General features: G+C 41.3%; 22 protein-coding genes. 2 read left to right on the top strand and 20 right to left on the bottom strand.

Going from position 1 to position 26,127, the window contains the following annotated elements; genetic code table 11:
• Together AB5935_RS18675 and AB5935_RS18670 are read right to left on the bottom strand one after the other, a co-directional pair.
• The coding region (locus AB5935_RS18675) for a hypothetical protein (RefSeq protein ID WP_368327517.1) at window positions 1–184 on the bottom strand (184 nt) is incomplete at its 3' end.
• 20 nt (window positions 185–204) lie between these two features.
• Complete coding sequence (locus tag AB5935_RS18670; RefSeq protein ID WP_007830878.1) at window positions 205–705, bottom strand: TlpA family protein disulfide reductase; 501 nt, start codon at window positions 703–705, stop codon at window positions 205–207.
• An 87-nt stretch (window positions 706–792) separates the two neighbouring features.
• Here AB5935_RS18670 and yaaA point away from each other — a divergent pair, with 87 nt between their 5' ends.
• Window positions 793–1,560 carry a peroxide stress protein YaaA gene (gene yaaA, locus AB5935_RS18665; protein WP_007830876.1) on the top strand — a complete coding sequence of 256 codons (768 nt, stop codon included), beginning with the start codon at window positions 793–795 and terminating at the stop codon, window positions 1,558–1,560.
• 106 nt (window positions 1,561–1,666) lie between these two features.
• Window positions 1,667–2,866 carry an OmpA family protein gene (locus AB5935_RS18660; protein ID WP_005852854.1) on the top strand — a complete coding sequence of 400 codons (1,200 nt, stop codon included), beginning with the start codon at window positions 1,667–1,669 and terminating at the stop codon, window positions 2,864–2,866.
• Between the two features lie 75 nt (window positions 2,867–2,941).
• On the opposite strand, the gene AB5935_RS18655 is transcribed toward AB5935_RS18660, so the two are convergent.
• The 18 genes from AB5935_RS18655 to tig form a co-directional block, all read right to left on the bottom strand.
• Window positions 2,942–4,048 carry a sulfotransferase family protein gene (locus AB5935_RS18655; protein ID WP_007843647.1) on the bottom strand — a complete coding sequence of 369 codons (1,107 nt, stop codon included), beginning with the start codon at window positions 4,046–4,048 and terminating at the stop codon, window positions 2,942–2,944.
• Between the two features lie 26 nt (window positions 4,049–4,074).
• Window positions 4,075–5,532, bottom strand: coding sequence for a sulfate adenylyltransferase subunit CysN (cysN, locus tag AB5935_RS18650; RefSeq protein WP_007846847.1), 1,458 nt, complete (start codon window positions 5,530–5,532; stop codon window positions 4,075–4,077).
• A gap of 36 nt (window positions 5,533–5,568) precedes the next feature.
• Window positions 5,569–6,480: a sulfate adenylyltransferase subunit CysD gene (gene cysD / locus AB5935_RS18645; RefSeq protein ID WP_007830869.1), complete on the bottom strand. Its 912-nt coding sequence runs from the start codon at window positions 6,478–6,480 to the stop codon at window positions 5,569–5,571.
• A gap of 11 nt (window positions 6,481–6,491) precedes the next feature.
• Window positions 6,492–7,106, bottom strand: coding sequence for an adenylyl-sulfate kinase (gene cysC / locus AB5935_RS18640; RefSeq protein ID WP_007830867.1), 615 nt, complete (start codon window positions 7,104–7,106; stop codon window positions 6,492–6,494).
• Between the two features lie 29 nt (window positions 7,107–7,135).
• Complete coding sequence (locus tag AB5935_RS18635; protein ID WP_007846846.1) at window positions 7,136–8,692, bottom strand: SLC13 family permease; 1,557 nt, start codon at window positions 8,690–8,692, stop codon at window positions 7,136–7,138.
• Window positions 8,693–8,704: 12 nt separating this feature from the next.
• Window positions 8,705–9,514 carry a 3'(2'),5'-bisphosphate nucleotidase CysQ gene (gene cysQ / locus AB5935_RS18630; RefSeq protein WP_007843659.1) on the bottom strand — a complete coding sequence of 270 codons (810 nt, stop codon included), beginning with the start codon at window positions 9,512–9,514 and terminating at the stop codon, window positions 8,705–8,707.
• A 14-nt stretch (window positions 9,515–9,528) separates the two neighbouring features.
• The gene (locus AB5935_RS18625; protein WP_007855555.1) at window positions 9,529–10,737 is read right to left on the bottom strand and encodes a BamA/TamA family outer membrane protein; all 1,209 of its coding nucleotides are present in this window, start codon (window positions 10,735–10,737) and stop codon (window positions 9,529–9,531) included.
• Window positions 10,738–10,965: 228 nt separating this feature from the next.
• Window positions 10,966–12,834: a DNA mismatch repair endonuclease MutL gene (mutL, locus tag AB5935_RS18620; protein WP_022185194.1), complete on the bottom strand. Its 1,869-nt coding sequence runs from the start codon at window positions 12,832–12,834 to the stop codon at window positions 10,966–10,968.
• Window positions 12,835–12,855: 21 nt separating this feature from the next.
• Window positions 12,856–13,152 carry a hypothetical protein gene (locus AB5935_RS18615; RefSeq protein WP_007830860.1) on the bottom strand — a complete coding sequence of 99 codons (297 nt, stop codon included), beginning with the start codon at window positions 13,150–13,152 and terminating at the stop codon, window positions 12,856–12,858.
• 2 nt (window positions 13,153–13,154) lie between these two features.
• On the bottom strand, window positions 13,155–14,822 hold the full coding sequence (locus tag AB5935_RS18610) for an OstA-like protein (protein ID WP_007830856.1): 1,668 nt from the start codon (window positions 14,820–14,822) through the stop codon (window positions 13,155–13,157).
• Window positions 14,823–14,839: 17 nt separating this feature from the next.
• Complete coding sequence (locus tag AB5935_RS18605) at window positions 14,840–16,198, bottom strand: peptidylprolyl isomerase (RefSeq protein ID WP_007846843.1); 1,359 nt, start codon at window positions 16,196–16,198, stop codon at window positions 14,840–14,842.
• Between the two features lie 4 nt (window positions 16,199–16,202).
• Window positions 16,203–17,075 carry a peptidyl-prolyl cis-trans isomerase gene (locus tag AB5935_RS18600; protein WP_007830853.1) on the bottom strand — a complete coding sequence of 291 codons (873 nt, stop codon included), beginning with the start codon at window positions 17,073–17,075 and terminating at the stop codon, window positions 16,203–16,205.
• Between the two features lie 36 nt (window positions 17,076–17,111).
• Window positions 17,112–18,449, bottom strand: coding sequence for a peptidylprolyl isomerase (locus AB5935_RS18595; protein ID WP_038611567.1), 1,338 nt, complete (start codon window positions 18,447–18,449; stop codon window positions 17,112–17,114).
• 13 nt (window positions 18,450–18,462) lie between these two features.
• Window positions 18,463–19,938, bottom strand: coding sequence for an IMP dehydrogenase (gene guaB, locus AB5935_RS18590; RefSeq protein WP_007830849.1), 1,476 nt, complete (start codon window positions 19,936–19,938; stop codon window positions 18,463–18,465).
• A gap of 297 nt (window positions 19,939–20,235) precedes the next feature.
• Complete coding sequence (recQ, locus tag AB5935_RS18585) at window positions 20,236–22,416, bottom strand: DNA helicase RecQ (protein ID WP_005840213.1); 2,181 nt, start codon at window positions 22,414–22,416, stop codon at window positions 20,236–20,238.
• 157 nt (window positions 22,417–22,573) lie between these two features.
• On the bottom strand, window positions 22,574–23,824 hold the full coding sequence (gene clpX / locus AB5935_RS18580; protein WP_007846841.1) for an ATP-dependent Clp protease ATP-binding subunit ClpX: 1,251 nt from the start codon (window positions 23,822–23,824) through the stop codon (window positions 22,574–22,576).
• A gap of 124 nt (window positions 23,825–23,948) precedes the next feature.
• Window positions 23,949–24,620, bottom strand: coding sequence for an ATP-dependent Clp endopeptidase proteolytic subunit ClpP (gene clpP, locus AB5935_RS18575; RefSeq protein ID WP_007830844.1), 672 nt, complete (start codon window positions 24,618–24,620; stop codon window positions 23,949–23,951).
• Between the two features lie 180 nt (window positions 24,621–24,800).
• The gene (gene tig / locus AB5935_RS18570) at window positions 24,801–26,126 is read right to left on the bottom strand and encodes a trigger factor (protein WP_368327516.1); all 1,326 of its coding nucleotides are present in this window, start codon (window positions 26,124–26,126) and stop codon (window positions 24,801–24,803) included.
• Window position 26,127 lies beyond the last annotated feature (1 nt).

Raw genomic sequence — 26,127 nt, 5'->3', positions numbered from 1 at the left:
AAGAATAAAGTTGGATATTTACATCCGGCAAAGGATCGGGATAAGGGCGTTCTCCCTGTTCTCTGACAGAACCTGTCAAATGATAAGCTTTTTCTTTTCTTGCTTTATCTGAATCAAGCTTTTTCTGTCCACTAACCGGGAGAACAAAAGATAATAAAATAAACAACGAGAACAGTTTAGTCATCTTGAAATATCAACAGGGTCCTATTTCAATGCTTCCGCAATGGCATTCATCAGATATCCAAATTCTTCTTTCTCATACCCGATGGAAGTATAAACGGCTTCTCCTTCTTTATTGAAAAGATAGGCGCGAGGAATTGACTTTTCAGCAAATAAAGAGAACACCTCACGTTTAGGATCGGGATATAACGGGAAAGTGAATTTCTTCCGTTCATTATAAGCCTTCAACTGTTCATCCGTATGCTCACGACCAATTACTAATAATACGAAGTCCTTATTATCTTTATATTCAGCCCACAAAGTTTTCTCTATTTCAGCCAGTTCCAGCTGACATGGCCCGCACCAAGTGGCAAATAAACTCACCAAAACGACCTTACCTTTCAATTCAGTCGAAGAAATATCTCCATATACTGCAGATTTTAAATGAAAATCAGGTAATTTATCTCCTTTTTTCAATTCTTGAGCATTTACGGCAAATACCATGCAAAGCATCATGAACAATAATCCTAACTCTTTCATTTTCATAGTTCTCAATATTTAATTATGGAATAACAAAGACAAATATATCTGTTTTTCTTATATTTGCCGCCAGAAAATATTATTTTTTAGCCTATGATGACTTTTATTTCATGTGCCAAAACAATGACCGGACGGAGCAAAATACAAACTCCTGTTACCAGTACACCACAATTCCAAACTGAAGCGATACAGAATGCACTTGATATGTCCCAATTCTCTGCTGAAGAACTGGAACGACTTTTACGTGTGAACAGTAAAATAGCAGCAGAGAACTATATGCGATTTCAAGATTTCTGTTCGGACTCTCCCTCGGCTTTAGCTGCCTTACTGGCTTATACCGGTATCGTATATAAACGTATCCACCCACAGGATTTTACCCCTGAAGATTTTCAATATGCACAGGATCACTTGCGAATCACTTCTTTTCTTTACGGATTACTCCGCCCGTTAGACCAGATCAAGAATTACAGAATGGAAGGAGATATCAAACTACCTGAACGTGGAGGAATATCCATGTTTGACTATTGGAAGCCAATTCTGACCGACACCTTTATCAAAGAAATTAAAGCAAAAGGAGGAATACTAATCAATCTGGCAAGTGGGGAGATGAAAGATTTATTCGATTGGAAACGCGTGGAGCAAGAAGTACAAGTGATCACACCAGAATTTCAGGTATGGAAAAAAGGAAAATTAACCACCGTTGTGGTTTATGCAAAAATGTGCCGTGGAGAATTGACACGCTTCATCATTAAAAACCGGATAGAGAATCCTGGGGATTTAAAAGGATTCAAATGGGAAGGATTCAGTTTTGATGCCGGATACAGCACAGATACCCACTATCTTTTTAGCCTTCTTTCATAAAAAAATATTAAATAGTCAACCTACTCAAACTTTTTATCAGCACTCATGTTATTTAGTTGAATTTGGGAAGATAAACCTGGACAATAATTAACTAATAGAAATGAGTATGAAAAAATTAATGTTTTTGCTGGCTGCGGCCAGTTTAAGTTCTGTAGCGTTTGCACAGCAGAAAAGCAATTCACAAAACGTCCTTGTAGGCGAGAGTGTAGATGTAATGGAGGTACCTGTGGATAAGTACAAGGTAGAGACCAATCACTTCTTCGATAATTGGTTCTTCTCTGTTGGTGGAGGTGCACAAGTACTGTTCGGCGATCAGTCCGATCTTGGTAAATTCAAGAAACGTATTGCTCCCGCTCTTCAAATATCAATCGGTAAATGGTTTACTCCCGGCTTAGGATTACGTTTGCAATATAGCGGTTTGCAGTCGAAGAGTTTTTCCAGTGAACCTTCCGCATATTCCAAACCTCACATGTTAAGCGAAGGATACTATCAGGATAAGTTCAACTACATGAATTTGCATGGTGACATCTTATTCAATGTCAGTAACATGATAGCCGGATATAATGAAGACCGCATATACGACTTCGTGCCATTCGTAGGTTTCGGTTTTGCCCACTCATATGATGCTCCACGTCGTAATTCACTGGCATTCAATTTCGGTATCATCAATACATTCCATCTGGCCAGTGCCTGGGACTTAAATCTGGAACTTTACGGAATGGGTACAGAAAACAAATTTGATGGAAAAACCACCAGTAAAGGCCCTGACTTTATGGCAGGTGCTACAGTGGGTATCACTTATAAATTTCCACAAAGAGGATTCAAACCAGCTCCGGATGTAGATGCTATCATGGCACTTACCTCTTCACAAATGGATGCTATCAATACCGCTTTGGCTCAACAGATAGAACAAAACCGTCAATTAAAAGCCCAACTTGCCAACCAACCCACTGAAGTGGTTACAGAACAAGTTACAGTGAACCAAATTGCTCCGGCTCCTCAATCTGTATTTTTCCAGATCGGTTCAGCGGTTCTTCCTACCAACTCTACTGTAAATTTGCAACAAATCGCAGATTTGGTAAAAGACAATCCGGGACTAAAATTGAAAGTAACCGGTTATGCTGATAGTGATACAGGTAGCGCTGCATGGAACAAGCAGTTAAGTGAAGACCGTGCCAACAACGTGGCTAATGAACTGGTTAAATTGGGTGTCAACAAAAACAATCTGATTATCAGCGGAATGGGTGGTGTAAACACCTTAACTCCTCCGGCATTCAACCGTCGTGTAATTATCGAAGCCCAATAATACACTACCTTCTGTCAGCAGAAGGTAATCATGCCCGCAATTCCTTATAAAAACAGAATTGCGGGCATTTATTTTTTAGATGGAATACCCCCACTGATCTAGTGCAAACTTCCAATTCTCTTCCACTAACCGGACCGTACGGTCATTATACTTATACTTATTCTTCTTATATCCCTTCTTTCCGCCTATATATTGGCTAATAGCCGGAGCAGCTGCTTCGAATCCGGGAATAGAAAGAGATTTATAGATGTACTCAGTCATAGCCATTGCATCCGCTTCAAAATCCTCAAATTTCACTTCCATCAAATTTCCTTCAGGAATGAATCTTTTATCCGCCTCATATTTATGATACAGCTTGGCATAAATGGAAAGCACATTCTGTTCCAACGTCTCTGGAGAAATATCCTCCAGTTTCAACGGTTGGATTGTATTGGTGAAGAAATTCCTCGTAGATTCGAATACCGTATACGGATTACGCATCAAATAGATGAATTTGGCATTCGGAAACATCTTGACCAACTCTTTTACACGACCTGTATGAGGCGGATTCTTACTTAAGAATTGTGTTCCGCCTGTATTCCAAAGAGAAATTTTAATAAGTTTGGTGAATATATCCTCAAACACTTTCAATTCCTCATCACTGATATCATTGAACAACAAGTATTTATCAGCATATTCCTGTTGGTACTTAGGCAGGAACCAAAAGTTATAATAGGTATAGGGCATCATATTGGCCAATGCAAACTCTTCCTCCTGAGGCAAATCTACGGCCAGTTCCATATTATCTGTCGGACGCTTGTCAGGCATCAGCCAACTCATATTCTTCTTGAAAAAAGGCTGTCCCCACATCATCAGATGAGGGAACACAGTCTGATAAGTAGTATTATATCCGAAATGTTTGTCACAAGAGAATACATTGTGCATAAAGGTAGTCCCACTACGCCAATGTCCGAGGATAAAGACCGGGTCGTGTTCCAAAGACTTATCGGCCAACAGTTTCCTGTATCGCTTTTCCTGCAATGGAGCCAAGGTGGAAAGCAAACGGCATACAACTTTCGTCAAACGGTATTTTCCTCTATATGCCGAATCAATTTCCCTTCCTGTAGTAATCGCCTTAAAAGTTTTCCAATCGGCGCCTACTAATGTATTGATTGGCAGTTTATTGAATTCAAGTAATCCCATTACTCTTCTTTTTTAATTGTACGCTGTTATTTTTCTATCTTGACTGTAATGCCTTGACGGTCCAATTCTTTCACCACCTTTTCTACGGCTTCATAATATTCCTCACCAATACCCAAATCCGTCAGATTCAAAGTAGGAACTTCCATGGCATTCAGCATATCTTTGGCTTCCACTCTGTCTATAATCATCCCCACCGCACTGGTGTTATTGGTAATGGGGTCAATCAAAATGAAAGAACCACAAGCTTTATTCTTTTGATAAGAATCAAAGAAAAGCGGCTTGGCAGTAGTAAATGTCACACGGGCAATCTGATTCAATTGCAAAGGCAGATCCTCCTTTTTCAATTTACCGTTTTCAACAGACAAATGCTCCATCGTATTCACATCCACTTTATACTTAATGCCATCTATACGGGTACGTCCCGTATTGGTAGTATGCTTGATAAAGAAAGATTTGTCAAGGTCCATCACCTCCTCATCCATCCATACCAACATAGCTTCAAAATTACGGTCTATCACAGGCATGTTATCGGCATGTACCAACATTTCTCCGCGAGACACATCAATCTCATCTTCCAAAGTCAACGTCACCGCTTGCGGCGGGAAAGCATACTCTAACTCACCATCATAAGTAACAATACTCTTGATATGAGATTTCTTGCCGGAAGGCAAAGCCATCACCTCATCTCCTTTATGGATGACACCGGAAGCAATCTTTCCACAGAAACCGCGGAAATCCAGATTCGGTCTTAATACATACTGAACCGGGAAACGGAAATCGGCCAGATTATGATCATTCTCGATGGAAACCGTTTCAAGCACTTCCAATAAAGAAGTACCTTTGTACCATGACGTACGTTCAGATTTCTGCACCACATTGTCACCGTCAAGTGCCGAAAGAGGAATACAAGTCACATCCGGGATTCCCAATGGCTCTACAAACTTCTTATATTCGGTCACGATTTCGTTGAAACGCTCTTCCGAAAACCCGACAAGGTCCATCTTGTTCACCGCCAGCACCACATGCTTTATTCCCAATAAAGATACCAGAAAAGTATGGCGGCAGGTCTGCGTAATCACACCTAAACGAGCATCTACCAAGATTATGGCAAGATTGGCAGTAGAACCTCCGGTAATCATATTGCGGGTATATTGTTCATGTCCCGGAGTATCGGCTATAATAAATTTACGATTGTTCGTTGAAAAATAACGGTAAGCTACATCAATCGTAATACCCTGCTCACGTTCTGCTTTCAACCCGTCGCACAACAAAGCGTAATCTATATGGTCACCTGCATTCCCCACACGTTTACTGTCACGCTCCAAAGCGGCAAGTTGGTCTTCGTATAACTTCTTACTGTCAAACAACAGACGTCCTATCAAGGTAGACTTTCCATCGTCTACCGAACCGGCTGTCAACAGACGTAGCAAGTCTTTCTGTTCATCCTTATCTAAATATTCCTTTATATTCAGTTTATTCTCCATCACCCATTTCTTCATTTTAAATTCCTACTTATCCATTTAAAAATATCCCTCACGTTTCTTCTGCTCCATACTGGCATCCTGATCGAAATCAATGACACGGGTGGTACGCTCACTTTTAGTAGTGGTCATCATCTCCTCTACAATCTTCTCAATCGTATCGGCATCACTCTCTACGGCCCCAGTCAAAGGCCAACACCCCAAAGTACGGAAACGCACTTCCTTCATTTCAATACGGTCCCGATATTCTTCGGGCAGGCGGTCATCATCAGCCATAATCAAATTTCCATCTATATTCACCACAGGACGTTCCTTGGCAAAATAAAGCGGCACAATAGGAATATTTTCCAAACGGATGTACTGCCAAATATCCAGCTCAGTCCAGTTGCTTAATGGAAACACACGGATACTTTCCCCTTTATGAATCTTAGCATTATAAATATCCCACAATTCAGGACGCTGGTTTTTAGGATCCCATTGATGAAAACGGTCACGAAAAGAGAATATACGTTCTTTGGCACGTGACTTTTCCTCATCACGACGTGCTCCACCAAAGGCGGCATCAAACCTGTATTTATTCAGCCCGTGAAGCAACGCCTGTGTCTTCATTAAATCTGTATGCACTTTGCTGCCATGCGTAAAAGGCCCTACTCCGGCATTAAAAGCCTCCATATTACTTTCCACTATCAAATTCCATCCATGTTCTTTGGCGTATTGATCACGGAACTCTATCATTTCCCTGAATTTCCATTTAGAATCGATATGCATCAAAGGGAAAGGCACCTTTCCCGGATAGAAAGCCTTCTCTGCCAAACGTACCATGACAGACGAATCTTTACCAATACTATAAAGCATAACAGGATTCTCAAATTCAGCTGCCACTTCACGAATGATATGGATAGACTCAGCTTCCAGTTCCCTTAAGTGGCTCAATTTATAATTTTCTTCCATTTTATAATGAATTATATTTTTTCTCCTTTTTTACCAACAGTGGGGAGCACTAGTTCCAACAAAGTATTGACCGACTCTTCCAAGCTCAGTTTGGAAGTATCCAAAGACAATGCAGGACGCTCCGGAGCTTCAAAAGGTGCAGAAATGCCGGTAAAATTCTTAATTTCACCCCGACGCGCTTTGGCATAAAGTCCTTTTACATCACGTTTCTCACACTCTTCCAAAGGAGTGCTGACATAAATTTCCAGAAAATTCTCCGCCCCGATGATACGGGTTGCCATCTGCCGGAGCTCATTACTGGGACTGATGAAAGCGGCAATGGTAATGATTCCTGTATCAACAAACAGCTTGCCTATTTCGGCTATGCGACGGATATTTTCCACACGATCCTCTGCCGAAAAGCCCAAATTATTATTGATGCCACTACGAATATTATCCCCGTCCAATATACGGCAGAGCAAACCACGTTTATGTAATTCACGTTCCAAAGCTATGGCAATAGTACTCTTACCGGAACCGCTGAGTCCCGTCAGCCACAGCATAACTCCCCGTTGTCCCAGCAGTTCTTCTTTATCTTTCCGGGAAAGCATACGGTCAAATATAGGATATATGTTTTCTTCTTCCATTCTCTATTTTCATTTTGTCTTTAACTTCATCAAAAAGGCCATATCAGCGGTATCAGAATAACCGAAATTATAAATGTCAATATATTCAACGGTAAACCGATACGTACAAAATCCATAAACTTATAGTTTCCGATACCCTGCACAATCAAATTAGTCTGATAACCGATAGGAGTGGAAAAACTGGCAGATGCAGCGATGCAGATGACAACAAAAAAGGGCATAGGACTTACCCCCAACTGATTGGATAAGGAAAGGGCAAGCGGAAAAGCCAATGCAGCGGCAGCATTATTGGTTATCAGTTCGGTAAACAGATTTGTAATGATAAACAAAACAGCCAGCAACACATGCGGACCATAATCATCACTCATATCAATGATTCCATGCGCAATGACATCCGCCACTCCGGAATTTACCATGGCGCGACTTATAGCAAACGCACAGGCAATGGTTATCAAGATATCCCATGATATATATTTTGTATATTTACGTGCCGGAAAAAGTTTGGTCCATGCCATTATCACAGTCGTTATAGCTGCGAAAAAGAACATATCAAGATCAATACCAGGAAATAATTCTTCCATAAAAGGCAACTCTCCTACTGTTGCCCCCACAATCATCAACACCAATAAAGTCAATGCAAACCAACGTTTCTTTCTCCCAGCTTTCGGCTCGGTATCTTTGCCATTGGCCAATAACACGAATACAGAAGAGTCTCCCCATGTAGAGATAAATGAATCATCTGCCCATAGCACCAACGTATCTCCCTCACGAAACTTCACACGTGACAGATTATCTACAATACTAACTCCGCTTCGTTTTATTTCTTTTACTTCAGCGCCATAATGACGGACAAAATTAAAATCCCCCACCCTTTTATTGATACCCGGGAAACGAGCACCTATCACCGCTTCAACACGATGAAAAGAAGACGCATCCGCTTCCCCATGTTCGTCGCCTACCGTGTCTTTCCGTACCTCCGGCAACAACCTAGAAGAAAAGAACAACAAATAAACAACTCCTGCCAAAGCAATGAAAATACCCACCCGGCCTAATTCAAACATACCAAAGCCCTTATATCCGGCATCTAAAATCATACCATCCACTACCAGATTAGTAGAAGTCCCGATAAGCGTACACATTCCCCCCAGTATAGTAGCATACGAAATAGGGATCAAGAATTTGGTTGCCGGAATACAGACAGATTCCGCCCAACGTTTAATAATAGGCGCAAAAATCACGACCACCGGCGTATTATTGAGAAAAGCAGAAACAAAAGAAATAACGGGCAGCATACGTGCCTGCGCCTTCATGACCGTTGTTTTCTCTTGAGGCAGAAGTTTCTTTATCAACTGTCCCAACGCTCCCGATTGCCGGACTCCTTCACTGATCAGAAAAAGCAGCGCTACGGTAATCATCCCTTTATTACTGAATCCCTCCAAGATCTCTTTCGGAGTTAATATACCGAAACAAAGAAAGAGTACAGTAACAGAGAACAGAATCATTCCGGGACGCATTTTATCAAGGACTAGCGCAGTCACCATCCCTATTAATCCAAAAAACACAATAATCATTTTAAATGTCAGCATCGTTTCCGGGTATTAATTTCGTTTAACGATAAACCAAGGATTCAGCAAGTCCGGCTTGTTATATTTCAACGGTTCTTTTTGTCCCGCCTGATATATTTCTGCTCCGGATGCCTTAGCTATGGCATGACCGGCCGCCGTGTCCCACTCCATAGTAGGGGCAAAACGGGGATATTCATCGGCCAGTCCCTCACAAACCCTGCAAATCTTGATGGAACTGCCCACAGATACCAACTCCACATGAGGGTATATCTTTCGCTTTTCCTTAATATACTCTTCTGTTTCGGCCGACAGATGGGAACGGGAAGCAACAATAACAAAAACTTCATTTGTTTCGGCACAAGGCATACGGAATGCCGATGCCTTCATTTCTTCCAGTGAACGGTCTGCACGTCCGGTCACTCCTTCCATTTTATAAGCGCCGGTTGTCAGTTCACCCCAATAAAGCGTTTCTTTGACAGGAACATAGATCACTCCAAAAACAGGAATTCCTTCTTTTACTAAAGCAATATTGACAGTAAATTCCCCATTTCGTTTTATAAATTCCTTTGTTCCATCCAAGGGATCGACTATCCACAACGTATCCCATTGCGCCCGTTTCTCGTAAGGCAAATGCTTTCCTTCCTCACTCAATACCGGATAGTCTGTTTCTTGCAAATAAGTCATAATGATTTCATGCGCCTTACGGTCTGCAAGAGTCAGTGGAGAATTATCGGCTTTCCTTTCAATCTGAAAATCAGAAAAAGGATCATTATAAACGTTCAGAATTTCTTTACCGGCAGCTAAAGCCGCATCCATCGCTCTTAATATATATTCGGTCTGCATAGTGTTTACTTCCATTAAAATGCTTCTGTCATATTGAAATAGAACAAACTTTGGTCATTGGCAAAATTACGTCCGAAGTCCAGACGTACATTCATACGTGGCTGCACCTCAATACGAAGTCCCACACCAGCATTGGGAAGAACTCCTTCAATCTTACCCATGGTAGGCCCCATAAAACCGCACCCTCCCCAAGCAACAAAACCCAAATGATGCAACATACGCTTTACCCATGTACTTTTATCCGTATTGAACATCTGACGATATTCGGCAAGCACCACATGAGAGGATTTATCACGATACTGCCCCATATAATATCCACGAAGATCAAAAGGAGTGCCACTTAAAGCATATTGGTTCATAGGAACATCACCAAACACATTCTTGGTTTGGGCAGTCCAAGCTATAACTTTTCTATTTCCTACCCTTTTGTATTGGCGGTAGTCCATTTCCAAGCGGTAAAAGTTATTATCTCCTCCCAAAAACTTCTGGTACATCAGCCCACGAAAATCCAGATAAATGCCCTTATAAGCATTAGCAGGAATATCCCGGCTGTCATAAGTCAGCAGAAATCCTACCCCCGAACTGAAATTAGAATATCCGTGAGCAGTACCTCCCAACCTTTTATAATCAGACTGATCTACCAAATATTTGGCAGGCTCGGACATTTTATCATAACTCAAGTCAATCTGGGGACCGGCAAAGAAATTACTTTTACCTAAACGGAATAAAAACCACGGATTAATCTGGAAACCGCTATAACGATATTCACTGGTAGAGTCACTGCGCTCATAATGCTTATTGGTAGCATAGCCGATACCATAAAAATTCTCCAATGTATTCTTGTAAGTGAATTTTCCAAAAATACGGAATTTATCATTCTTGAAAAACAACTGAGGTTTCACCATCAGATTCAAGCCCCCCTCGAACATTACCGCAACAGCCATCGGCAACACAGAACGTTTCTGCAAGGTATCCGATGGATTCATACGAAATGTAACAAGAGCACTACCTCCTATTAACGCACCAAAATCCGGAGTATAACTCGGTCCTCCCAATATATTATAATGTATATTGCGCTTAGCCACCTTCTGGCGTCTTAATTCTTTTTTTGAAAGTTGATGAATGGTGGTATCCTCAGGATTACTACCTATGTCACTTCCTTGTGCCGCCATATTCAAAGAACAAAACAGGCACAGGACCAAGCTAAGTAATGTTATTTTCATATAATAGTTTATTGTCTGCCCCAAGTCCTTACTCAAAAAAACTTTCTACGGCAAATGAGTTTTCAAAAGTACAAAAGTCCTGCCAAAGAATAACGGTGTATTGAATTTGTTTTTATTTAGTTCAAGAATCTTCACGTTCTTTATAACGTAACAATGCATCAATATGCCAATGTGTCAATTGCCATGCGGACATAGCGCAGCACATTGGCAAATCAGCACATTAGCAAATTATTTAAACAGCTTTTCCAAATCATCTTCATTAATCACAGAAAGAACCGTTTTACCATCCGGAGTATAATTAGGGGTAGCCACAGCAAATAAGCCATCCACCAAACCAGTCATTTCTTCATTCGTCAACACTTGTCCGGGAACAATTGCCGTCGCTTTTGCCAAAGTCAATGCCAAAATACTCTGCACCTCTTCTTTTACTTTGCCACCTTTTTCCATAGCAGTGTGCACCATATTTTGGATCAAGTCTATCGGATTAAGGCCTTCAATACCTGCAGGAACACCGTTTATGGCATAACTTCCTCCTCCCAAATCAGTCAGTTCAAATCCTAGGAAAGACAAGTCTTCCATAATTTCCTGCAAAATAGCAACTTCGGAAAGTGGAAACTGTACAATGTCTGGAAACAACATTCCTTGAGAAATACCTTGACGACGACTTATCTGATCTATATACTTGTCATATAAAATACGGATATGGGCACGCTGCTGATCAATGATCATTAACCCGGACTTTACAGAAGTCAAAATAAAACGTCCTTTAAACTGATAATGCTGGCCGGATTTCTCACTGACTGAAGAGTCCTCCACATGATCATACAATCCGGGATTTTCCTCCGCAGGAGAAGTCTCTTCCGCCCTATAATCATTCTCGTCAGGATGAAAGTTTTGAGAAGAAGCATGACGTTCCAGCCCCGCATACAGTTGTTCCCAGTCCTTACTAGGCTTTGAATAAGAGGAGGGAGGAGCAGCCGAAACATTAAAAGGATTATAATCAGGATTATAAGTCGTCTTTGGTGGCTGTATACCAGTGTATGGAGATGCATCAAAGGCTGGAATATCCGGCATTCCCTCCGTGTCAAAATCAATAGAAGGTACCGCATTGAACTTACCTAGAGTTTCTTTCACGGCAGCCGCCAATATCTGCCAGATGGCTTGCTCGTTCTCAAACTTTATCTCTGTTTTAGTAGGATGTATGTTCACATCAATATTAGCAGGATTCACCTCAAAATAAATGAAATAAGATACTTGCTCACCCACGGGAACTAACTGCTCGTATGCATCCATGATAGCCTTATGAAAATAAGGATGGCGCATATATCGCCCGTTTACAAAAAAATATTGGCGGGCTCCTTTCTTACGGGCTGTTTCAGGTTTTCCTACAAACCCGGAAACACGGACCATTGTAGTATCTACATCCAGCGATAACAACTCCTGATTTATTTTCTTTCCGAAAACTCCCATGATACGTTGGCGCAACTGAAGTGCAGGAAGATTGAACAGTTCCGCCCCATTATGGTGCAAAGTGAAAGACACCTCCGGATTAACCAATACAATCCGTTCAAACTCCGTCAATATATTACTCAGCTCCGTCTGATTCGATTTCAAGAACTTACGACGCGCCGGTACATTAAAGAATAAATTCTTCACACAGAAGCTACTACCTTTCGGGCACGAAACCGCTTCCTGTCCCTCTACCTTGGAACCGGATATCGTCAACATCGTTCCCAATTCCTCCCCTTTCATACGAGTACGAAGCTCCACCTGAGCCACAGCGGCAATAGAAGCCAAAGCCTCTCCACGAAATCCCATGGTATGCAAAGCAAATAAATCAGCAGCTTCACGAATTTTAGAAGTCGCATGGCGCTCAAAAGACAAACGTGCATCTGTTTCCGACATACCTTTTCCATCATCAATCACCTGAATGGAAGTCTTTCCTGCATCCACAACCAACACATCAACGTGCTGCGCACCTGCATCGATAGCATTCTCCACCAATTCTTTAATCACTGATGCAGGACGCTGAATCACCTCTCCCGCTGCTATCTGATTGGCAACGGAATCCGGCAGCAAACGGATAATATCGCTCATATATCTTATAAACTTGCGTAATTAAAAAGTAAACTCACCGGTCACCAGGTAATGCAAAATATACAACAAAACCAAAATGGCCACAAACAAAGCCCCATAAGTCATTGGCTTACGTCCGCTTTCTTTTCTGCGTTTTAAATGCTTAGTACCTTCAACGAACTTTCCACGGATATCTTCCGGAGAAAATTCTTTGGGAGGAAGCATACCCAAATCGCGTTTAGCTTTCTCCTCCAGTTTCTGCAGCTTCTCCTTCCGTTCATCCACATAAATATATTGATGGTTGAAACGGCGGGGCTTTTCCATCTTAAACATTCCCATAGCTATTTCTTTTTATTAAATAAATTATGATTGGGCAAAGGAACAGCACTCCGATTGCTCTTCTTCAACTCCTGACCAGCTTTCTTTCCACGCCACTCAAAGATATCCTCTTTATCAAGCGGACGGATATAATCAAACCACACAAAGTTATCCAGCTTCATCTTCTCCGGCGGACGTTGAAGCATAGGATAAAGAGTACCGTTCGATTTCGGACTCATAATCATTTTTTTCATCTTTCGGTTCTCCAAAAACATATTCAGCAGACTGGTTTCAGAAACATTCATTCCAATCAGCGTACTGTCGCTTTCCATCGGATAATATACCAGACGAACCGAACCGATCACATCTACTTTGCGCATCTCACCGCCTTGAAACCAAGCCTTCATCTCTTTTCCTGTCACCTGATTATAACTAGTAGAATCCAGTTGCTCTACAGACAAAGCCTGGTTCTGAATATGCGCCCAGTCTATCGTACTGTCATTCATATAAATCATGATTTTCTCTCCCAACAACTGCTGGTTGTTATTCCACAGTATAGGGTCATAATACATGGTCAAGCAACTATCCTTAGAGGAAAAGACCAACGAGTCACATACCCCCTGCACATCCGCGCGATACATACGCACTTTATGATACGCCCGCGTTTCCCGGAACATAGAATCAGTATTCAAATAATAGGTATACATTTGCAATGTATCGGCATGCATAAACAAACTGTCACCTTGTGAATAATCCACTACTACCGCTTTTTTAGTAGCAAAAGCATACTTGGTCAATTCATTATAATAACAATAATCACCAGTCAGCATATTCTTGTTTACTGTATCTGTCATGATCACATTATCAAACGCCTCCCCGTATCCTTTTACACGATCATAAAACAGACTGTCTCCTATCAAACGCTTCCCCTCATTGGTCAGCACGGAACGGTCCAACAATTCTGCCTGCCCTATCTGAGTATTATAAAAACCCAATTCTGAATAAATATGGTTAGCATCACTGACAATATCAGACGGGCCAAGGATATTAGCAATTTTGGTTGCTGTGCTGTATCGTAATGTATCGGAAGTCAAAGTAAACTTAGGATTGACCAACTTCACATCATAATTGAACACAGATATTTTGGTAGCCGGACTATATTCCCCCCATTCCGAAGTCAATACATTTTCCTCGTCCATCAATGTCCCGCCATCAAAGTAGTATCCCAAATTATAAATACGATCGTAGTTTAAACTATCTGTCAACAAAGTCGTGTTCTTGTTTTCCATACGCACATTATAGCGTACCTGGGCAATCTGGGTATTCCCGTCATAAAACAAATAGTCCCCATACAGAAACAAGGTATCCCCCTGCACCATCTTCACATTGTCAAAAGCTTCCAGCGAATTCGTTTTCTCATAGAAACAAGCACTGTCACAATACATATATACACTGTCGTGACGGAACGCAACGTTTCCAATCAGAATCTGTGCATCCGGGTCTGGATTCAACGGACTTTTCTTCAACACATCCGAATGCAACAGATACACCTTACTTTTAGCCGGTTTCTGTTCCCCTTTTTTAGCTGGTCTCACTTGAGCCAGCAAGCAAAAGCCGAACAGGCACAGGACACTTACCACAAGTATCCTATGCCTGCCCGAAGAGTATGTATTCTTTCTTTTTCCAAGCATATACTTTATACACTACATTATTTCTTTACCCAACCTGGATATTTGAAATCACATTTCTGCCACTTCTCATTAATACGCACATAGGTATGTTTTTGTTTATCCTTGATCCACTTGTCAAGTTTTTCTTCACTGCGTTTTTCCATCACGATGCCTTTCAGGCGTTGGTAGTCTTCCGTAATGGTTGCCTTATGCCCGTTCAAGCGGGTTTTCAATTTCACGATAGCGCAAATTTCCTTTCCTTTTGCATTAATCATGGTAAAAGGTTTGGAAATTTCCCCCACATTCATGCCTTCCACCATCTTTGCAGCCTCTTGTGACACCTGTGCCAATTGTTGCATTTCAAAACGCGCCGTACCAGTCTGCGGATTCGCCATCAAACCATGGTTGTTACGCGTATCCTTATCGTGAGAGATATAAGTAGCGGCATCATCAAAAGTAAATTTCTCATTACGGATATCATTGGCAATAGAATCCAGACGTAACAAGGCTGCTTCCAGATCTTTTTCATCCACTTTCGGTTTTAACAAGATATGGCGGGTATTGATACGGTCACCACGTTTTTCGATCAACTGGATAATATGGAAGCCGAATTCAGACTCCACAATCTTGGATACCTTGTTAGGATCTTGCAGATTGAATGCCACATTCGCATATTCAGGTACCAGCTCAGCCCTGCCCATAAAGCCGAGTTCGCCACCACGGCGGCGCGAACCTTCATCTTCCGAATACAGACGTGCCAAAGTGGAGAAAGCTATTTCACCGGAAGTAACACGTTCCGTATAGTCACGCAAAGTCTTCTTCACACGCTCAATTTCTTCCTGCGGAATCTTAGGTTCCATAGTAATGATCTGCACTTCTACCTGAGTAGGAATAAAAGGAATACTGTCTTGAGGAAGATCCTTGAAATAACGACGGACTTCGGCCGGAGTAATCTTGATATCCCCCACAATCTGCTGCTGCATTTTCTGTACCGTTTTTCCATCACGTATATTCTCGCGGAGCATTTCGCGTATTTGTGTAGAAGTCTTATTATAATATTCTTCTACTTTTTCCTTAGAACCAATCTGATCAATCAGCCAATTTGTACGTCTTTCCACATCACTGATAATTTCCTGTTCGGAAACCTCAATACTATCAATAGCAGCCTGATGAAGAAATAATTTCTGAATGGCAAGCTGTTCCGGAATAATACAATACGGATCACCATCAAACTTACGACCTTCATACTGGGCATTCAGACGCTCATTCTCTACATCCGATTTAAGAATGGCTTCGTCACCTACTACCCATACAACCTCGTCTATCACATTGTCCTGCCCGTATACAGAAACGGCAGCAAACAGCATCAACACCAGTGCATAAACTTTGGTACACATCAATTTATTCATTTGAATTCAAATAATAGTAATTAATCTTGTTCCTATCTGAAGCACGTTGGTATAACTCTTCTTTGACTTTATTTATAAAATCAACTCGCTTCAGATTTATTAAAATCTCCTTAATTTCTTTTCTTGCAAAATCCAACGGCCTCTGTTCATCCTTACCCAAGAATTCTTCCACATGCAGAAAATAGCAAAACGCCGTGTCTTTTACTTCTATATTCCGGTTCTTGTCCAAATAATTCTCATCCGTATCAAGCGCTTTCAAAGGAATCTTGACAGCAATATCGGACAATGGCAGCCATCGGTCATAAAAGTAATCATAGCTTACCGCATTACGTAAGCTGTATTTTTCCAAATTCTCAATAGCATCCTGGTTATTCTTCTTATACCACTTGCGCACACTCGCCAAATCCTGAGAATGGAGAGGTACTTTTATAAACAATCCTTTCACAAAAGGATGTTCCGTATGAAACAGCTCCTTATTTTTCTCATAATAAGCGCTGATTTCCTCATCACTTATCTCATTTGCCAATTTCTGATTAACCAGTTCCTCCTGATACGTATGCATAATCAACGCCCTGCGATAGTTCTCCACCAGCTTGGCAATCTTCGCGTTATCAGGAATATTCCCTTCCGCCTTATCAAAAAGCAGCACATCTTCCACCCAATTCCTTATATAGTGTTCGGCAAACAAGACACTATCATCTTTTGAAATATTAAAAGGAAGTGCAGCCTGCAAGTCTTCTTTATAGAGATATTCACCGGCTACTTCCACTAAAGGAGTTTTTCCCTTATGGTCGTGCTCCGGACCGCACCCCGACAAAACACCCGCAATAACAAGTAACACTCCCCAGTTTTTCACGATATTCATATAACATTAAAATAGTGAACGAAGATACTGCAATAATTAATTACTTCCGTTATTATTAACTGTTTTTAAAACCTCTTGGTTAATTTCAACCTTATATTTCCGCTTCAAATCTTTCAACCAGGCATCCTGATAAACAGCCTGATAATCTTTGATAACCGCATCCTTTACGTCCTCATAACTCTCCGGACCTTTTTTCAGTTTCTTTCCCATCACAAAAACATAAGGCAAAGCGGGATCGGGCTGAAAGTCACCACATTTAAAAACCAGCTTATCAATATATCTATTGGTTCCTATCTGAAAGACACCTGTTTCTATACGAGCTTTGGGAAAAGAAGCGTTTCCAATCAGTCTATGCAATACATCTTCCCATTGGGATACCGGCTTTCTTTTCAGTTGTTTCTTAATGGCAGAAGCCATCTTTTTATCCTTACAATGAATCACTGCTCCACGGTAGTGCGGCAAATCCCAAGAATAATCCAATTTATGCTGTTTGAAAAAATGCTCCAAGTCACTTTCCTGCCAAGTTCCATCACCCGACTGATATTTTTGCGATAAACAGGCGGCAAGTAACCCATCATGTAATTCCTGCACCTGAAATGCCAGCCTTTCTCTCTGCCCGGCAGAAAGTTCCTGCCAGGTACGATTACCATTTTTCTCCAGATAATTCAATAATTGTTCCCGTTTCTCTTCAAAACTAATTCCAGGCTTGCGGTCTATCCATTTTATAATATGAATTCCCATAGGAGAATAAAAAGGAGCTGAAATCTTATTCTTTTCCAGAGAAGCCAGTTTATCTATCCATTCTTGCATATTTTTATTCACAGGCATCCAAGGTAACAGCCCTCCCATATTCTTACAAGTCGTATCATCTGAATACCGGCAAGCCAACGCAGAAAAATCCGCACCTCCCTGCAATGCAGCATAAACAGAATCCATTTGCTGCAATACCCTCAATTCATCTTGACGACCGACATTCTGAGGCAGGTATTTACTGATATGAGCAATTCTTATCCAATCATTCGTCTGTAGGCGTTGCTCACTTCGCAGGTATAGCTGACGGACTGTCTGCTCTTCCTTCTCAGCATCCACCAGATATTTTTTCAGCAGCTTACCACGATACCAAGCCATCTGCCTGCGGAATGCCGATAAAGTATCAATTCCCGTATCATGAGCATAGTGTACTTTTAATTTATAGTTGATAAAAGAAGATAGAAAAGAATCCGGAGTATGCTTATGGCTTTTACGAAAATAGTATTCAAATTCAGTGCGTTTTACCGGTTCTCCACCAATAGATAACACAACTTCTCCTTGCGCCCGCATTTTGAACACGAACACAAGGAGAAGCGACAGAATACCGACAACTCTACGCGGCATCATTTATAAGTTTTTATTGAGGACGGCTATAGTTAGGAGCCTCACTAGTTATAGCGACATCATGCGGATGACTTTCCAGGACACCTGCATTCGTGATGCGGGTAAATTTGGCATCGTGCAACTGCTCTATATTGGCAGCGCCACAGTATCCCATACCTGCACGAAGACCGCCTACCAACTGATAGATTACTTCATACAAAGTACCTTTATAAGGAACACGGGCTGCAATACCTTCCGGAACCAGTTTCTTCACATCAGCAGTTCCACTCTGGAAATAACGGTCTTTCGAGCCATTCTCCATCGCTTCCAAAGAACCCATACCCCGATAAGACTTGAATTTACGTCCGTTGAAGATAATTGTATCACCCGGTGACTCTTCCGTTCCGGCAACCAGCGAACCAATCATCACACTATACCCACCGGCAGCCAAAGCCTTCACTACATCTCCCGAATAACGCAGACCACCGTCGGCAATCAAAGGTATACCGGTGCCTTTCAGTGCTTTGGCAACATCATATACGGCAGAAAGCTGAGGAACACCCACACCGGCAACCACACGGGTAGTACAGATAGAGCCCGGACCTATCCCGACTTTCACCCCGTCCGCACCGGCTTCCACCAGCATCTTGGCGGCTTCGCCCGTAGCGATATTACCTACCACAATATCAATGTTCGGGAAGCGTTTCTTGGCCTCTTTCAATTTTTCAATCACATACATGGAATGTCCGTGGGCAGTATCAATAACGATAGCATCCGCACCGGCATCCACCAAAGCCTGCATACGATCCAATGTATCGGCAGTCACACCTACACCGGCAGCTACGCGCAAACGGCCTTTGGCATCCTTGCAAGCCATCGGTTTATCCTTTGCTTTTGTAATATCTTTATAGGTAATAAGACCTACCAGTTTACCGTCCTTATCTACCACAGGCAATTTTTCAATCTTATGTTCTTGCAGAATCTGCGAAGCAGCCTCCATGTCAGTGGACTGGTTGGTAGTCACAATGTTCTCCTTCGTCATTACCTCATCAATACGTTTGTCCATATCCTTCTCAAAACGAAGGTCACGGTTCGTCACAATACCTACCAAATATCTTTCATCGTCTACTACAGGGATACCGCCGATTCTATATTCAGACATCAACGCAAGTGCATCTCTCACAGTAGATCCTCTCTTGATAGTTACGGGATCATAAATCATACCGTTTTCCGCACGTTTCACTATAGCTACCTGACGTGCCTGTTCTTCAATAGACATGTTTTTGTGAATCACACCGATCCCCCCTTCACGGGCAATGGCAATGGCCATTTTCGCTTCCGTAACCGTATCCATAGCGGCAGTCACAAAGGGAACTTTCAACTCGATGTTGCGTGAGAACTTAGTCGTGAGTTCGACTGTTTTTGGTAAAACTTCAGAATAGGCAGGGATCAACAATACATCGTCGTAGGTTAATCCGTCCATTACGATTTTATCTGCAATAAATGACATAGGGCTTTATGCGTTTAGATTTTATTGCGTGCAAATATACGCATTTTATTCAATATGGGAAAACGATGGAATATTTTTTTGTTAAGAAGAAAGGAATTTTAGTAGAACATGTCTTCCTTTATATCTTCCCCTGCATTTTGCAAGGATAACTCAACAACTTACTCTATCTCATCCCTAATAACAAAAAATAAAAAGAAAGCTGTCTATATAATGAATGTGACACTGATACAAGAAAAGCCAGACTTGGAGTTATGCAAGCCCGGCTTTCTTATTATTATCAAAACAACCAAAGATAAATCAATTTGCCATTTCAGAAATAAACTTAATACGAACCAACCGGATTTCATCCTCGGTATAGTCATCACCCAGCTCATCCATCGCGTCATCTATTTTATCTGTTGTAGATTCCTTGAAGTAATCATAAATATCGTTCAAATGGTCTTCATCCATAATTTCCTCTAGGAAGTAATCAATATTCAGCTTAGTCCCCGAATAAACGATAGCCTCTACTTCATCCAATAATTCACCGAACTCCAATCCCTTTGACACAGCAATGTCGTCCAAGGCCACCTTCCGGTCAATAGCCTGAATGATGGACACCTTCAGTTTGGATTTATTGGCCACTGTACGGACACGCAAATCCTCCGGACGCTCTATTTCATTTTCCTCACAATGCTTCTTTATCAATACGCAGAACTCCTGGCCATAACGTTTTGCCTTTCCAGCACCTACGCCCGGAATATTCTGCAATTCTTCCAAAGTCACCGGATAAATAGTAGCCATCGCCTCCAAAGAAGGATCCTGGAAAATAACATACGGCGGCACATCCAGTTTCTTGGACAGCTTCTTACGCAAATCTTTCAACATAGAGTAAAGCACAGGGTCTACTGCACAAGAAGCACCTCCCCGAACCGGAGTTTCTTCTTCCTCCTCCTCGAAATCATTATCTTCAACAATCTTGAAGGATTTCGGTTTTTTCAAGAATTTATGTCCTTCGGGAGTAACCTTCAATAGACCGTAATTCTCTACGTCTTTACTTAAATAACCCGCTATCAAAGCCTGACGGATGACAGCATTCCACATTTTTTCTTCTTCTCCCATGCCTGAACCGAATACTTCCAGTTCTTCATGTTTATGAGCAAGTACTTCTGACGTTTCCTTACCCAAAAGAATATCAATTATATAATCTGCTTTAAAGTTTTCTTTCACTGCTATGATTGCTTCAATCACAGCACATAATGAATCCTGAGCCTCCACTTGCTTTTTAGGATTTAAACAATTATCACAATTTCCACAATTCTCCTCTGTATATTCTTCCCCAAAATAATGTAACAATGATTTACGACGGCATATAGAAGACTCTGCGTATGCAGCTGTTTCCAACAGCAACTGTTTACCGATTTCCTGCTCTGCCACAGGCTTTCCCTGCATAAACTTCTCCAGCTTCTGCAAGTCCTTGTTAGAATAGAACGTAATACACTGACCTTCCCCTCCGTCACGACCGGCTCTCCCCGTTTCCTGATAATAACCTTCCAGACTTTTCGGAATATCATAATGTATCACAAAGCGCACATCGGGTTTGTCAATTCCCATCCCAAAAGCGATGGTAGCTACAATCACATCTATATCCTCTTTCAAGAACCCGTCTTGATTGGCTGTGCGTGTAGCAGAATCCATACCGGCATGATAAGCACGCGCATTGATTCCGTTAGCTTGAAGCACTTCAGCCAATTCTTCCACCTTCTTACGGCTCAAACAGTAGATAATACCTGATTTACCTGGATTAGCCTTGATAAACTTGATAATATCCCTGTCAATATTATTTGTCTTCGAGCGCACTTCGTAATACAGGTTCGGACGATTGAAAGAGGACTTGAACTCCTGCGCATCCTGCATACCCAAATTTTTCTGAATATCCATACGCACTTTCGGAGTTGCAGTAGCAGTAAGGGCAATCACCGGCGCCTTTCCTATTTCATTGATAATAGGACGGATACGACGGTACTCCGGACGGAAGTCATGCCCCCATTCCGAAATACAGTGTGCTTCATCCACCGCATAAAATGAAATCTTCACTCCTTTCAAGAAATCTACATTCTCCTCCTTTGTCAAAGATTCGGGAGCAACGTAGAGCAATTTGGTTTTGCCGCTCAGGATATCCGATTTAACCTGGTCTATAGCCGATTTGTTCAATGACGAATTAATAAAGTGTGCTACTCCGTCCTCCTCACTGAAATTACGCATGGCATCCACCTGGTTTTTCATCAATGCAATTAAAGGAGATATAACGATTGCTGTTCCATCCATGATAAGGGATGGCAACTGATAGCATAACGATTTACCACCGCCCGTAGGCATCAAAACAAATGTATCATTTCCGGCAAGCAGATTACGGATGATCGCTTCCTGATTACCTTTGAAAGTATCAAATCCAAAATACTTTTTTAATGCGTCCGTTAAATTTATATTCTCCGTCATTGTATCAATAGTTTTTCACGGTTTTCCCGATTTCTTGTTTTACATCTTTTGTTGCCTAACAAAGTTATAAACAAGTTCTCAAATTACACGAATATTTCGGGTAATATTTTTCAGAAGAATTGCATTTTTTCTTTCTCTCTCCCTTTATATCTTGATACTAAGCTGTTTGCATCCGCGAGATATTCGCTTTTCCCATCTGCTGTTTTGCAAAATCAAGTGTCACTTCATACTTTTTCGCTTTCTGAGAGGGAATTTCAAACATAACGTCCATCATGATCGTTTCCACAATGGAACGTAATCCGCGTGCTCCTAACTTATACTCAATAGCTTTGTCTACAATATATTCGAATACTTCGGGCTGAAATTCCAGCTTGACTCCATCCATTTCAAATAATTTAATATACTGCTTGATAATGGAATTCTTCGGTTCCGTCAAGATATTGCGCAAAGCGGTTCTATCCAACGGATTCAGGTAAGTCAAAATGGGCAGACGGCCTATGATTTCAGGAATCAGCCCGAATGATTTCAAATCCTGAGGGGCAATATATTGCATCAAGTTGCCACGGTCTATCTTCACCACGTCCTTCGCCGCACTATAACCTACCACATGCGTATTCAAACGTTGTGCAATTTTGCGTTCAATACCATCAAACGCCCCACCACAAATAAACAGAATGTTTTTCGTATTGACCGGAATCATTTTCTGGTCGGGGTGTTTACGTCCTCCCTGAGGCGGTACATTCACTATAGATCCTTCCAACAATTTCAACAGACCTTGTTGTACACCTTCACCACTTACATCACGAGTAATGGAGGGGTTATCTCCTTTACGGGCAATCTTGTCAATCTCATCAATAAATACGATGCCTCTTTCAGCTTCCGCCACATTATAATCTGCCACTTGAAGCAAACGGGTTAAAAGACTCTCAATATCTTCACCCACATAACCGGCCTCTGTCAGCACGGTGGCATCAACAATGGTAAACGGCACATGCAATAATTTGGCAATAGTGCGTGCCAGCAACGTTTTTCCCGTCCCCGTACTACCTACCATAATGATATTGGACTTTTCAATCTCGATATCATCCTTATCCACTTTTTGGAGCAGACGCTTGTAATGATTGTACACGGCAACGGAAAGATAGCGTTTCGCGTCATCTTGACCAATAATGTATTGGTCAAGAAATTCTTTAATTTCCTTTGGTTTCGGAAGTTCCTTCAAGTTCAACTCACCCGGTGCACCTTTTTTTTGATGCATGGCCTCCTGCATAATTTCATATGCCTGCTCCGAGCAACTGTCACAAATGCAACCGTTCATTCCGGTTATCAGAAATCCGACTTCATTTTCCGAACGTCCGCAGAAACTACATTTCCTTCTACTGTTTCTAGGTGTTTTATTATCTTCCAATGTTTATTCCTTTAAATATTCAAGTTTCCCTAATGCGTCTTTAAAAAAGAAGCCTACATTAAATGATAGCAGAAACTTGAGTTGTTTTTAGTACTGTTATTCTTTTCAAATGGAAATAAATACATTATAGAGTAGCCGGTTTGCGTGACAGCACCTCATCAATCATACCATATTCCTTAGCCTCCTGAGCTGTCATCCAGTAGTCACGGTCAGAGTCCGCCCATACTTTGTCAAAATCCGTATGAGAGTGATCTGCAATAATGGTATACAGTTCTTTCTTCAACTTTTGGATTTCACGGGCCGTGATCTCAATATCCGAAGCCTGTCCTTGCGCGCCTCCCATCGGCTGATGAATCATCACGCGTGAGTGAGTCAACGCAGAACGTTTACCTTCTGTTCCCGCAACCAACAGCACGGCAGCCATCGAAGCGGCCATACCTGTACAGATCGTGGCAACATCACTATTGATGAACTGCATGGTATCATAAATACCTAATCCAGCGTAAACAGATCCTCCGGGAGAATTGATATAAATAGATATATCTTTACCAGACTCTACTGAGTCCAAATATAAAAGCTGCGCCTGGAGTGTATTAGCTGTATAATCATCAATCTGTGTACCCAGAAAAATAATTCTGTCCATCATCAGTCGGGAAAACACATCCAACTGAGTCACATTCAACTGACGCTCCTCCAAAATATAAGGATTCAGATATCCTTGCGACTTGATGACATCATCCAGCACCATACTGTTCATACCCAAATGCTTGGTAGCAAATTTTCTAAAATCATCCATAATCTAATGGTTTAGTTATTAGTAACAAAAAAGGGTTTTCAACCCCTATTTTTCAAACAAACAAAAGTACAAAAAAATACGGTTAACGTATCTAATACTCTTATCTATAACGAAAATTTATGGTCAAAAACCCTTTTTTTAGAAAGTTTTAGCAATCACTTACTTCGACTTACTAAGTTATTATTCAAACATTTTGTTGAATTCTTCCATAGAAACCGTTTTGTGGTTCAAAGTAGCCTTAGCTTTCAATGCGGCAGAAAGTTTGCTTTCAGCAGCACGGTTTACCAAACCTTCTACAGATTCCTGCTTCTTCAACATTTCTTTTGCATAGTTCTCTAGAACATCTTCAGGGATATTCAACATTCCGTATTGAGCAAACTGAATACGAGTTGCTTCCTTGGCCATATTCATCACATCAGCTTGTTCCACTTTAATATCATTATTCTTGAGCAATTGCTCTTTAATCAGATGCCAAGTCAGCTCTTCAATACTCTTGTCATAGTTTTCAGCGACAAAAGCTTCACCCTTCTCTTCATTATTCAGCAACATGATACGCTTCAGCAACGCGTCGGGGAATTCCAACTTACCAATCTTGTTAACCAAATATTCACGAACATCAATCAAGAATTTATAATCGCTATCTGATTCGAACTGCTTTGCAATTCCTTCTTTGATCTTAGCGCGAAATTCTTCCTCACTGCTTACAGCGCCTTCGCCAAATACATTATCGAACAATTCCTGATTCAACTCAGCGGGAACCATACGGGTAATCTCTTCAATCTGGAAACTGAAGTTACCTTTCACACCAGCAACTTCCTCTTTCTTAATCTTCAATAAAGAAGAAAGTTCAGCTTCATTATTATCAAATGCTACAGCAGGGTTAAATACCAGTACATCATTTACTTTAGCACCGTTAAATATAGCCTTTTGCTCATCATTCTTCATATAAGCCGGCATCATTACCGCACCTTCTACCTGAATACCGCCTTCTTTAGTATTTCCATTTTCATCCAATTCAGCCAACAGACCTTTAATCATGTCTTTGTCTTCATACTGCTCTACTTTATCATATTTTGCAGCACGCTGAGTGTACATTTTAACTTGCTGGTCTATCAGTTCGTCTGAAACTTCGATCGTATAGTAATCAATTGTATCTGCTGATGAGATTTCTGCTGTGAATTCAGGAGCCAAAGCAATATCAAATACAAATTCGAAATCTTCCTGAGTATCGAAATCAATAGGAGCCATCTTCTCTTCGTTAGGCAACGGCATACCCAACATATTCACTTTATTATCGCGGATATATTCGTTTACCTTTTCCTGCATCATTTTGTCAACCTCTTCTACAAGAACAGACTTACCAAACTGTTTTTTAATCAAACTCATAGGCACCATACCCGGACGGAAACCCGGAATATTAGCTTTCTGACGATAAGTCTTCAATGTCTTTTCTACTCTTGCCTGATAATCAGCCTTTTCCAGCTTCAAAGTAAGCAATGCGCTCACT

The organism is Phocaeicola sp. RTP21198st1_B8_RTP21198_201120 (assembly GCF_040929485.1).
Taxonomy (GTDB): domain Bacteria; phylum Bacteroidota; class Bacteroidia; order Bacteroidales; family Bacteroidaceae; genus Phocaeicola; species Phocaeicola dorei.
This window is presented reverse-complemented; position numbering and strand designations above follow the sequence as displayed.

Excerpts from the sequence above, each read along its gene's own strand:
- AB5935_RS18670 (WP_007830878.1), bottom strand. The coding sequence starts at position 705 with ATGAAAATGAAAGAGTTAGGATTATTGTTCATGATGCTTTGCATGGTA.
- clpP (WP_007830844.1), bottom strand. The coding sequence starts at position 24,620 with ATGGATGATTTTAGAAAATTTGCTACCAAGCATTTGGGTATGAACAGT.
- cysQ (WP_007843659.1), bottom strand. The coding sequence starts at position 9,514 with ATGCAGACCGAATATATATTAAGAGCGATGGATGCGGCTTTAGCTGCC.
- AB5935_RS18660 (WP_005852854.1), top strand. The coding sequence starts at position 1,667 with ATGAAAAAATTAATGTTTTTGCTGGCTGCGGCCAGTTTAAGTTCTGTA.
- mutL (WP_022185194.1), bottom strand. The coding sequence starts at position 12,834 with ATGAGCGATATTATCCGTTTGCTGCCGGATTCCGTTGCCAATCAGATA.
- cysD (WP_007830869.1), bottom strand. The coding sequence starts at position 6,480 with ATGGAAGAAAATTATAAATTGAGCCACTTAAGGGAACTGGAAGCTGAG.
- AB5935_RS18635 (WP_007846846.1), bottom strand. The coding sequence starts at position 8,692 with ATGCTGACATTTAAAATGATTATTGTGTTTTTTGGATTAATAGGGATG.
- cysN (WP_007846847.1), bottom strand. The coding sequence starts at position 5,532 with ATGGAGAATAAACTGAATATAAAGGAATATTTAGATAAGGATGAACAG.
- cysC (WP_007830867.1), bottom strand. The coding sequence starts at position 7,106 with ATGGAAGAAGAAAACATATATCCTATATTTGACCGTATGCTTTCCCGG.
- AB5935_RS18600 (WP_007830853.1), bottom strand. The coding sequence starts at position 17,075 with ATGAATATCGTGAAAAACTGGGGAGTGTTACTTGTTATTGCGGGTGTT.
- AB5935_RS18610 (WP_007830856.1), bottom strand. The coding sequence starts at position 14,822 with ATGCTTGGAAAAAGAAAGAATACATACTCTTCGGGCAGGCATAGGATA.
- guaB (WP_007830849.1), bottom strand. The coding sequence starts at position 19,938 with ATGTCATTTATTGCAGATAAAATCGTAATGGACGGATTAACCTACGAC.
- recQ (WP_005840213.1), bottom strand. The coding sequence starts at position 22,416 with ATGACGGAGAATATAAATTTAACGGACGCATTAAAAAAGTATTTTGGA.
- AB5935_RS18595 (WP_038611567.1), bottom strand. The coding sequence starts at position 18,449 with ATGCCGCGTAGAGTTGTCGGTATTCTGTCGCTTCTCCTTGTGTTCGTG.
- AB5935_RS18615 (WP_007830860.1), bottom strand. The coding sequence starts at position 13,152 with ATGGGAATGTTTAAGATGGAAAAGCCCCGCCGTTTCAACCATCAATAT.
- AB5935_RS18655 (WP_007843647.1), bottom strand. The coding sequence starts at position 4,048 with ATGGGATTACTTGAATTCAATAAACTGCCAATCAATACATTAGTAGGC.
- AB5935_RS18605 (WP_007846843.1), bottom strand. The coding sequence starts at position 16,198 with ATGTGTACCAAAGTTTATGCACTGGTGTTGATGCTGTTTGCTGCCGTT.
- yaaA (WP_007830876.1), top strand. The coding sequence starts at position 793 with ATGATGACTTTTATTTCATGTGCCAAAACAATGACCGGACGGAGCAAA.
- AB5935_RS18625 (WP_007855555.1), bottom strand. The coding sequence starts at position 10,737 with ATGAAAATAACATTACTTAGCTTGGTCCTGTGCCTGTTTTGTTCTTTG.